6 protein-coding genes and 1 pseudogene are annotated in these 10,176 nt (G+C 74.1%); 2 read left to right on the plus strand and 5 right to left on the minus strand.

What is annotated here, in order from left to right; all coding sequences use genetic code 11:
* Positions 1-113: 113 nt before the first annotated feature.
* The 3 genes and pseudogenes from ACFWIC_RS10875 to ACFWIC_RS10885 all read right to left on the minus strand — a co-directional run.
* A pseudogene (locus tag ACFWIC_RS10875) lies at positions 114-905 on the minus strand (ABC transporter ATP-binding protein); the annotation flags it as partial.
* Complete coding sequence (locus tag ACFWIC_RS10880; protein WP_355401417.1) at positions 902-1,981, minus strand: iron ABC transporter permease; 1,080 nt, start codon at positions 1,979-1,981, stop codon at positions 902-904. The gene ACFWIC_RS10880 and the pseudogene ACFWIC_RS10875, both read right to left, overlap by 4 nt.
* A gap of 3 nt (positions 1,982-1,984) precedes the next feature.
* On the minus strand, positions 1,985-3,076 hold the full coding sequence (locus ACFWIC_RS10885) for an ABC transporter substrate-binding protein (protein ID WP_329950851.1): 1,092 nt from the start codon (positions 3,074-3,076) through the stop codon (positions 1,985-1,987).
* Positions 3,077-3,208: 132 nt separating this feature from the next.
* Here ACFWIC_RS10885 and ACFWIC_RS10890 point away from each other — a divergent pair, with 132 nt between their 5' ends.
* Positions 3,209-4,090, plus strand: coding sequence for a helical backbone metal receptor (locus tag ACFWIC_RS10890; protein ID WP_380363641.1), 882 nt, complete (start codon positions 3,209-3,211; stop codon positions 4,088-4,090).
* A gap of 239 nt (positions 4,091-4,329) precedes the next feature.
* On the plus strand, positions 4,330-5,376 hold the full coding sequence (locus tag ACFWIC_RS10895; RefSeq protein ID WP_329950853.1) for a transglycosylase SLT domain-containing protein: 1,047 nt from the start codon (positions 4,330-4,332) through the stop codon (positions 5,374-5,376).
* Between the two features lie 112 nt (positions 5,377-5,488).
* Here ACFWIC_RS10895 and ACFWIC_RS10900 read toward each other — a convergent pair whose 3' ends face one another.
* Both ACFWIC_RS10900 and ACFWIC_RS10905 read right to left on the minus strand, forming a co-directional pair.
* Positions 5,489-7,990 (minus strand): hypothetical protein, encoded by a 2,502-nt coding sequence (locus tag ACFWIC_RS10900; protein WP_380517742.1) that lies wholly within the window; start codon positions 7,988-7,990, stop codon positions 5,489-5,491.
* 207 nt (positions 7,991-8,197) lie between these two features.
* Positions 8,198-9,760 (minus strand): lipase maturation factor family protein, encoded by a 1,563-nt coding sequence (locus ACFWIC_RS10905; RefSeq protein ID WP_380517843.1) that lies wholly within the window; start codon positions 9,758-9,760, stop codon positions 8,198-8,200.
* Positions 9,761-10,176: the final 416 nt, after the last annotated feature.

The raw sequence follows: 10,176 nt of genomic DNA on the forward strand, positions 1-10,176 counted from the left end.
GCCCCTGCGCCCACCGATGCCGTTGCCGTTGCCGTTGCCGTTGCCGCGAGGGGTAACGGCGCGACCGGGGCCACGAGGTCCGAGTCCGCCGGGCCTGCCTTGCCGAGGTCCGCGGCCCCCCGGCCGGGCGCGCCCGCCGGCGTACGGTGGTCGAAGGCGATCAACGGGTCACCGGTGAGCGGGTGTTCGACGACCGCCGCCCGCACCCCGAACACCTCGGCCAGCAGCTCGGCGGTCAGCACGTCCCTCGGCGTCCCGGACGCCACCAGGGTCCCGCGGTGCAGGACGTGCAACCGGTCGCAGACCGAGGCGGCGGCGTTCAGGTCGTGCAGCGCGACCAGCGTGGTACGGCGCTGCTCGCGCAGCAGCGCGAGCAGCTCGACCTGGTGCCGGACGTCCAGGTGGTTGGTCGGCTCGTCCAGCACCAGGACGTCCGGTTGCTGGGCCAACGCCCGCGCCAGTAAGACGCGTTGACGCTCACCACCGGAGAGCTGGGCGAACCGCCGGTGATCCGCGTCCGCCATCCCGACCCGGACCAGCGCGTCGTCGACCAGCCGGTGGTCCTCGGCGTCGTCCCCGGCGAACGCCTTCTTGTACGGGGTTCGACCCATCGCCACCACCTCGCGGACGGTCAGCTCGAAGTCCCCGCCGCGTTCCTGCGGCAGCGCCCCGATGTGCCGGGCCGACTGCGCCGGGGTCAGCCCGGACAGCTCCCGGCCCGCCAGCAGGACGCGCCCGGCACTCGGCTTCAGGTGCCGGTAGACGGTGCGCAGCAGGCTGGACTTGCCACTGCCGTTGGGACCGACCAGGCCGGCGATCTCACCCTCCTTGGCGACCAGGTGGACGCCGGAGACCACCGTCCGCCCCGCGAGGGTGACGCTCAGGTCCTCGACCGCGATTCTCAATTCCGCTCCAGTCGTCGGTCCAGCAGGTAGAGCAGGGTGGGCGCGCCGAGCAGGGCGGTGACCACGCCGATCGGCACCTCCTGACCGTCCAGCACGGTCCGGGCGAGCAGGTCGACGATCACGAGCAGCACCGCGCCGGTCAGTGCGGAGAGCGGCAGCAGGCGGCGGTGGTCGCCGCCGAGCAGGAGGCGACAGACGTGCGGGACCATCAGACCGACGAACCCGATCGCACCGGAGACGGCGACCAGGACACCGGTGAGGACGCTGGTCACCGCGAAGATCTCACGGCGCAGCCGGACCACGTCGACGCCGAGACCGGCCGCCGTCTCGTCGCCCATCAGCATGGCGTTGAGCCCCCGGGCGCGGCCCTGGAGCACGGCCAGCCCGAGGACCACGGCGACGGCGGGGACGACGAGCTGCCCCCAGGTGGCGCCGCTCAGGCTGCCCATCAGCCAGAACAGCACGCCCCGGGTCTGCTGCTCGTCGCCGGTCTGCAGCACCAGGTAGCTGGTGAGGCCGGTGAGGAACTGGCCGATGCCGATGCCGGCCAGCACCAGGCGCAGCGGCGAGAACCCGCCGCCGCGCCTGGCCAGCAGCCAGACCAGGGAGAACGCGGCGAGCGCGCCGAGGAAGGCGGCCAGCGAGACGGTGAGCCCGGCCACGCCCCCGAGGCTCATCTCCAGGCCCAGACCGGTCCCGAGGACGATCACGGCGACGGCGCCGAGCGAGGCACCGGAGGAGATGCCGAGCAGGTACGGATCGGCGAGCGGGTTGCGGACCAGCGCCTGTACGGCGGTGCCGACCAGGCCGAGCCCGGCCCCGACCATGGCCGCCAGCAGGGCGCGGGGGACGCGCAGTTGCCAGACGATGAGGTCCCGGGTGCCGGGCGCCGGGCTCTGCCCGGTGAGCCGGCGGCCGACCACCGACCAGACCTCGCCGGGCGGGATGTCCACCGAGCCGAGCGAGACGGCGGCGGTCAGCGCCACGACGAGGGCCGCGGTGAGGACGGCCGCCAGCGGCCCGGCGCGCAGCGCACGGCTGCGGCTGCGCCGGGCGGCGACGGTGGCCGACGCCACGGCCTACTGCCCGTTCTTGACGAGCGTCGGGTGGACGGTGGCGGCGATCTGCCGGACGGTGTCGGCGTTGCGCACCCCGGCGATGGTGGTGGTCTCGGAGCCGATCCGCAGGAAGTGCCCCTCCTGGACGGCCTTCAGCCCCTGAGTGGCCGGGAAGCCCTTGAGGTAGGCCTCGGCCTCGTCGAAGGCCTTACGGTTGGCCTCCTCGCTGCCGCGGTTGCGCACGGCGAGCTGGATCCAGTCCGGGTTCTTCGCCACCACGTCCTCCCAGGAGACGGGCCGGAAGTCGGCGTCGCAGTCGGCGAACACGTTGCGCGCACCGGCCAGGGTGATCACCGCGTTGGCGACCTGCTTGCCGCAGACAGCCATCGGTTGCTTTGTACCGGCATCGAAGTCGAAGAGGAAGTAGCCGGGCCTCTCTGCTTCGGCAATCGTGGCGGTGGCGGTTCGCACCTCACCGATCTGCTTCTCCATGGCGGCGACCAGTTCCTCGGCGCGGGCGGCGGTCCCGGTGACCGCGCCGAGCCGGCGGATGTCGTTCTCGATCTCGGAGAGGTCGGTCCGGGGCCCCTTGGCCGCCTTCGGGGTGCCGGCGCACGCGGTGGAGAGCAGCAGGACGTGCTGGATGCCGACCGCCTTCAGCTCCTCCTCGGTCGGTCCGGCACCGGCCGCGCCCATCATCGGCATCGGCCCGAAGGTGTCGACGTAGAGGTCGGCACCGGAGCCGAGCAGCTTCTCCTTGGGGATCAGGGCGTCGCCGAGCACCGGCACCTTGGCCCCCTGCTCGGCGACGGCGGCCGGCAGGCTTCCCTTGCCGGGCGGGAAGCCGGTGCCGATCACGCGGTCGCCGGCGCCGAGCTGGAGCAGCATCTCCAGACCGGCCGCGTCGGTGGTGACGATCTTCTTCGGAGCCTGCTTGACCGTGGTCTCCTTGCCCGCGCAGTCGGCCACCTTGACCGGGAACGCGCCGGCGGCGGTCGCCTGTGCGCTACCGCCGCCGTTCGAACCGTCGCTGCTTCCTCCGCCGTCGCTCGAACAGGCGGTGGCGAACAGGGCGACGGCGGCCGCGATACCGCAGAACACGCGAGGGCGCATCAGAACTCTCCTGGTCAATGGTCGTGCTCGGGCCCGTCCTACGAACCCGGACCAGGTAGTCGGCCGTGGTGCCCGAGCGGTTCCCACGAGTTTGCCCGGACGGGCGGCTCCGGATACGTCTAGGGTGGCGCGATGACCTCCCCTTCCGCCCCGTGGACCTCAGCGGGCGCCCCCTCCACAGCGGCGGGCACGGGACCCGCTGACGCGGCGTCGGCCGGAGCGGCGCCCGCGGGTACGGTGCCGGTCGACGATCTGGGTCTGACCGTTCCGCTCGGTCCCGCACCCGTCCGGCGGGTGGTGTCGCTGGTCCCCTCGCTCACCGAGGCGCTCGCCGCCACCGACCCCGGTCTGCTGGTCGGTGCCACCGACTGGTGCAGCCACCCGGCCGACCTGGCCGTCACCCGGATCGGCGGCACCAAGAACCCCGACGTGGCCCGGATCGTGGCACTCGCTCCCGACCTGGTGGTCGCCAACGACGAGGAGAACCGGCGGCCCGACCTGGACGCGCTGCGCGCGGCCGGTCTGCCCGTCTGGGTCACCGACATCCGCACGCTCGACCAGGCGATCCACTCGCTGCACCGGCTGCTGACGGTCGGCTGCGGCCTGCCGCGCCCGGGGTGGCTGGACGCCGCCGAGTCCGCGTGGGCGGCGGTCCGGCCCCTGCCCGGTCCGCCCCGCCCGGCCGTCGTGCCGATCTGGCGCCGCCCCTGGATGGTGCTCGGCCGCGACACGTTCGCCGGTGACCTGCTCGGCCGGCTCGGCGTCCGGCTCCTGCACGCCGACGGTCCGGACCGCTACCCCGCCGTCCCGCTGCCCGACCTGCTGGCCGCCGGGCCGGAGTTGGTGGTCCTTCCCGACGAGCCCTACCGCTTCACCGCCGACGACGGCCCGGAGGCGTTCCCCGGCCTTCCGGTCGCCCTGGTGAGCGGTCGCCACCTCACCTGGTACGGACCGTCCCTGGTGGAGGCGCCGGAGGTGCTCACCGCCGGACTCGCGCGGGCGCTGCCGCAGTAGCCGGGCGCGGCGGCAGGGCTCGAACGCCGCCTCCCCACCTGACAGTCGGACGATCGGGTCGTCGTACGATGTCGGCTTCTCACCGGGTCGGCCGGTGATGTACGGGGGGACGGAAGCACGTGAGTGCAGTACGGGCGAGTGCGGTACGGGTTAGTGCAGTACGGGGGGGTGCGGTACGGGTGGGTGCCGTGCGCGGAAACGCGTCACGGCGAGCGCTGGTGGCTGTCTCGGCGGCAGCCGTGTCCACCGCGCTCCTGACGGGATGCGGCACCAAGCAGGCCGACGAACGGGCCACGGGGACGTCCGCGACACCGGCCGCGGCCACCACGGACGCCTCGCCGTCCGCGACACCGACCCCCACGCCGAGCGTCTCGCCGAGCACCTCGCCGTCCGCGACCGCGTCCACTCCGACGACGCCGAGCGCGAGCACCGGCCCGTCGCCGCACGGCACGGCGTCCAAGTCCGCGAAGCCGAGCCCGACCGCCACACGGTCGCCGAGCACCGGCCCGGCGGCGAACGCTGCCAAGCCCGGCAGCGCCAAGCCCGCCGAGACCACACCCGCGCCGCAGGCACCGCCCGTCGCCGCGCCCGTCGCGCCGCCGGCCGGCGCCGCCGTCGCAGCCGCCCCGGCACCCACCGCGAAGCCGGGTCCCGTCGCGCCCCCGCCGCCGCCCGCGCCCGCGACCCCGCACGTCCCGCCGCTGCAGAGCAGTTGCACACCGACCAAGCCCCAGCCCGACGACCCCAAGGAAGCCGTCGCCGCCGCACTCACCACCGCCGCCGGCACGTCCCGGACGCTGTTCCTCAGCAACGGCGGCACCGACAAGCTCCCGCCGCTCCCGGTCAACCTGGTGAAGGCGATCGCCTGGCAGGAGAGCGGTTGGCAGTCCGGCATCCTCGCCTGCGACGGCGGCATCGGCACCATGCAGATCATGCCCGCCACCGTGAGCTGGATGAACAGCAAGTTCGGCACCGCCTCGGACCCGAAGACACTGAACGGGAACGTGCAACTCGGCACCCAGCTGCTGGACTGGCTGATCGCCTACTACGGCGACTCCTCGTTCGGCGGGAAGTACGACCTCTCCCCCGACGCGGCCACCGGCAAGGCCCCGCTGCTGGACCTGGTCATCGCCGCCTACAACGCGGGCGCCGGCAACGTCCACTACAACACCGTCACCGACCCGGCCACCGGCGCGACCACGGGCAGCCTGGTCATTCCCAACCCGGGCTACGTCGCCAACGTCAAGGCGCTGATGGCGAGCCAGCCCTGGAACAAGGCCGGCTGACGCTCCTCCGGCCGCCGTCCCGCGGAGAAGCGGGACGGCGGCGGCACGGACGACGGAAGGGCCCGGTGGAAGCGGTGCGTACCGCTTCCACCGGGCCCTGGCGCTTCCGTCGTCAGGCGCGCGCCGCCGTCACGGCGGTGCCCAGCGCGTCCTTGATGCGCGGGCCGAGACGGGCGAAGCCCAGCTCCTTCATCGCGGCCCGGAGCAGTTCCTCGTCGCTCCGCCCGACCCCGTCGCCGTCGATCCAGCGCACGATCGCGAGCAGTTCCTCGGCGGAGTAGGCCGTCACCGGGCGACCCGGCGTGAACGCCGGCTTCGCAGCCCGAGCGGCCGGAACGGCGGCGGGCTCCACGACGACGGGCGTCTCGGGCTCGGCGTCGACGACGACATCCGCCACCACGACCGGCTCGACGACCGGCTCCGGAGCAACGTCCTCGACCGGCGCCTCGACGACCGGGACCTCCTCGGCCACGGCGGGCGCGGCCTCGTCGGCCACGGGCTCGGCGGGAGCCTCGACGACGACCTCGACAGACGCGGTCTCCACCACCACAGCCTCGGCCTTCTCGGCCTCGACCGGCGCCTCGACCACCGGAGCCTCGACCGCTGCAGTCTCCTCGACCACCGCGACCTCGACGGCAGCAGCCTTCTCGGCCTCGACCGGAGTCTCGACGACAGGCTCGGCCACGACCTCGACGACCGGGACCTCCTCGGCCACAACCTCAGCCTCGACCACGGCGGGCGCGGTCTCCTCGACCACGGGCTCGGCGGAAGCCTCGACGACGACCTCGACAGACGCGGTCTCCACCACCACAGCCTCGGCCTTCTCGGCCTCGACCGGAGTCTCGACCACGGGCTCGGCCACGACCTCGACGACCGGGACCTCCTCGGCCACAACCTCAGCCTCGCCCACGGCGGGCGCAGTCTCCTCGACCACGGGCTCGGCGGAAGCCTCGACCGCCGGAGCCTCGACCGCCGCAGTCTCCTCGACCACCGCGACCTCGACGGCAGCAGCCTTCTCGGCCACGACCTCCACCGGAGCCTCGACGACCGGAGTCTCCTCGGCAACAACCTCGGCCTCGACCACAGCGGGCGCAGTCTCCTCGACCACCGCGGCGGCCGGAGCCTCGACCTCGGTCGCGACCTCCTCGACCGGCTCGGCGACGGACTCGGTCTCCGTCTCGTCCTCGGCCGTTCTGTCCTCGGTGTGGGTCTCGTCGGCGTCAGCGGCCTCGGCCTCGGCCTCCACGACGGGAGTCTCCTCGGTCACCGTCTCGACCTCTGCGGCCGAAGGCTCCACCGGCGCGGCGCCGACCAGGTCATCGGCAGCCGGCGACGGAGCGGGGAGAGTGACGACGAGCGGCTTCTCCTCGACGGTCGACTCGACGACCGTTTCGACGGCCGCCTCGGCCTCCGCCTCATCGGTACCCGGGGCCTCGGAGGCCGGGGCCTCGACCTCGACCGGCGACTCATCGACGCCGGCCTCGGCGGCGATGTCCGCGACGGTGTCCGCGACGCCGTCGGTCTCGGTGTCCGCGAGATCGGTCCCGGCAGCCGTCGGGGCCTCGGTCTCGACGACGTCGGCCTCACCGGCGGTCTCGACGTCGGCCGCCTCGACCTCCGCCGTGGGGGCCGGTTCGCCGCTGCCCGCGAGGCCGTCGCGCTGGCCGCCGGCCAGCGCCTGGCGAGCGGTGTAGGCGGCCTCGGCAGCGCGGCGGTCCGCGCGGGAGGCCGTCAGCTCGGAGAGGAGGTCGGCGAGGCCGGCGTCCTCCAGGGTGGCGCGCAGGGTGCGGATGGTGGGGAGGCGGTAGAGGGTGCCCTCGTCCGCGGCGAGCCGGTCGACGAGGTCGACGAGGTCCGGGAAGGACAGCGCGTCGAGGTCCTGGCCGGGCAGCAGCCGGGCGAGGTCGCGCAGGCCGGTGTTGATGGACTCGAACGCCAGGGCGGTGCGGTGGACCAGTGCGCCGTCGGCCGGCGGGACGGGCAGGGTGCCGGCGGGGGCGAGGGCGGTCCAGGCGCGGCGTTCGACCTCCGCCGACGCGAGTGCCTCGTGCAGGTCCTGCGGGCGCGGTCGGCCGGAGGTGGCGGCGAGGGCGGCGGCCTGCTTGCGCAGCGAGCGGGCGCGCAGCCAGGAGAGCTTGACGCCCCGCTCACGGCGCCAGGCCCGGTCGGCGGTGGCGGCGACGAGGGTGCCGAGGTCGGCGTCGTAGGCGGCACCGGTGAGGATGGTCGAGGTCCGGTGGACGAGCTGCAGCATCTCGACCAGGACGGCGGTCTTGCCGACGGTGTCCGGTGCGTCGATCTTGACCTCGGCGGCGAGCGCGGTGACGTCCTCCCAGGTCTGCTGGAGGTCGTGACCGCGCAGCTCGGCGAGGACGGTGGAGGCCGCGCGGGCGTCCTCGGGGCTGGCGACGGTGTCGACGGCCGCGTACCAGGCGTGGGTGTCGGCGGTGAGGGTGAAGGCGCCGAGGTCGGCGTACCGGCCGAGCTCTTCCCGGAGGTCGGTGTCGGCGGTGACCGCCTGGCCGCGGGTCTGCTCCAGGTCCTTGGCGTCGGTGGCGTCCTTGGCGTCCGCGGCGTCGGCTGCGTCGGCGTTGCGCGAGTGAAGCACTGTCATGTGAGGTCCGGTTCTGGGCGACTGCGGCGGGGCTGGCGTCGAGGGGGACGGCGGTCCGGGTGCGCGTGGGGCCCCGGCGGGAGGGGCCAAGGGGTGCGCGGTCGGGCTGCCTGTTGTGGAGGCCAAGAATACGGGTGCCCGTTCGAGCCTTGCACGCACCCACCGTCCATCGGTCGGGTGTGGCGTGCCATACCGCTCACCTGGCCGCTACTCGGGAGGGCCGGGCGGGTGGTCCGGTGTTCGGCCGGGCGGGTGGTGCGTGGGCGCCCCGTGTGTTCCCGGCCGCCGGATCCGCTCCGTCGGCACCGTGCGGAGCCGGTGCCCGGGCGGCGGGCGGTACCCGCTGCGGCCGAGGGCGGCGAGGTCGACCGGCGCGAGGTACTCGGAGAGCGCGGTCCGGTGCCACCACGCGCCGGTTTCGCGAAGTTCGCGCCAATCGGTGAACCGGTAGAGGTGGAGGGTCGCCCGGACGTGGGTCGGTGGGGCGTCGGGGAAGGGGTTGTGGCGCAGCAGGCGGAGGGTGTCCGGGTCGTTGACCAGCAGTCGGGCGACGAAGGGCAGGAACCAGGGCCGGGCGTACGCGGGCGAGATGCCGGCGAACCACATCAGCCAGTCGAGCCGCAGGTGGTAGGGGGCGTACTGGCGCGGAAGGCGGCGCACGTCACCGGGCTTGCCCTTGAAGCCGTACTCCTTCCACACGGTGTGCCGGGTGACGGCCGGTTCGTCCGTGCCCTCGACCACGACCTCCTGGCGGAGCCGGTTGACGCTGCCGAAGGCGCCGTAGGAGTTGACCAGGTGGAGGCGGTTGAAGGAACGGTTCATGACCTGGCGGCGGGAGACCATGTTCCGGACCGGCCAGTAGCTGAGGACGAGGACGGCGGCGGCCAGGGCCAGGACCAGTGCCTCGTACCAGGCGGGCGCGGCACCGTACGCCCGGGGGTGGGCCGGGAGGCCGAGGCGGGCGGGGTCGACGGCGGCGAGGGCGAGGGCAATGGTGAGCCAGTTGAGCCAGGCGAAGTTGCCGGAGGCGATCAGCCAGAGCTGGGTGGCGATCACGACGCAGGCGGCGAAGGTGGCGACGGGCTGCGGGAGGAGCAGGCAGACCGGGACGGCGAGCTGGGTGACGTGGTTGGCGGCCACCTCGACGCGGTGCAGCGGGTCGGGCAGGCGGTGGAAGAACCAGCTGAGCGGACCGGGCATGGGCTGCGTCTCGTGGTGGTAGCGCAGGCAGGTCAGGTCCCGCCAGCAGCTGTCGCCGCGGAGTTTGATCAGGCCCGCGCCGAACTCGACCCGGAAGACCAGCCAGCGCATCAGCCAGAGAACCGGCGCGGGCGGGGCGGTGTCGGCGTTGCCCAGGAAGGCGGCGAGGAAGCCCGCCTCCAGCAGCAGTGACTCCCATCCGAAGGAGTACCAGGTCTGTCCGACGTTGACGATCGAGAGGTAGAGGACCCAGAGCGCCGCCCAGCAGAGGATCGACGCCCAGAGCGGGACGGCGTCGCCGAGGCCGCCGGCGAGGGCGGCGGAGAGCGCGGCGCCGGTCCAGGCGACGGCGGCGAAGAAGCGGTCGCTGTAGTGGAGGTGGAAGAGACCGGGCGACTGCCGGAACGGGACCCGGGCGGTGAAGCGGGGCACGGGCAGCATGCCGCCGGCGCCGATCAGGGCGCGGAACTGGAGGGCGGCGGCGAGGAAGCCGGTCAGGTAGACGGCGGCCAGCAGCCGTTGCACGAGCAGTCTGCTGAGCCAGTACTCGGGTGCCGCGAACCACTGCATGCGGCCCATGCCTACCATCGCCGCCCGTCGCGCGGGGCGCGGGTGCGGGGGGCCCGGCGGCCGGTTCACCCGGGCGGTGGCCGTCCGGACGGCCGTCCCGGACGGGCCCGGTACGAACGGCGGTCGGTGAGGTCGGCCGGGAATCGACGGTCGGCCGGGTGTCGACGGTCGGCCGGGTGTCGGCGGTGGGCCGGGTGTCGGCGGTGGGCCGGGTGTCGGCGGCGCTCGGCCGCGAGCTGCGCGCCAGGACCGGCGCGAGGAGGAGAGGGGAGGAGCGGGGAAGCGCCGGGAGGAGCGGGGTGGCGTCCGGGACCGGCCGCGCCGCTATGGGCGCCGGTGGGGGGGGGGGCACACCCAGGCGTGGGGGGGCACCCCCCCCCGCTGGGACGCCCCCGGGACGACGCCCCCGGGCTCCC

Source organism: Kitasatospora sp. NPDC127035 (genome assembly GCF_042726075.1).
GTDB lineage: Bacteria > Actinomycetota > Actinomycetes > Streptomycetales > Streptomycetaceae > Kitasatospora.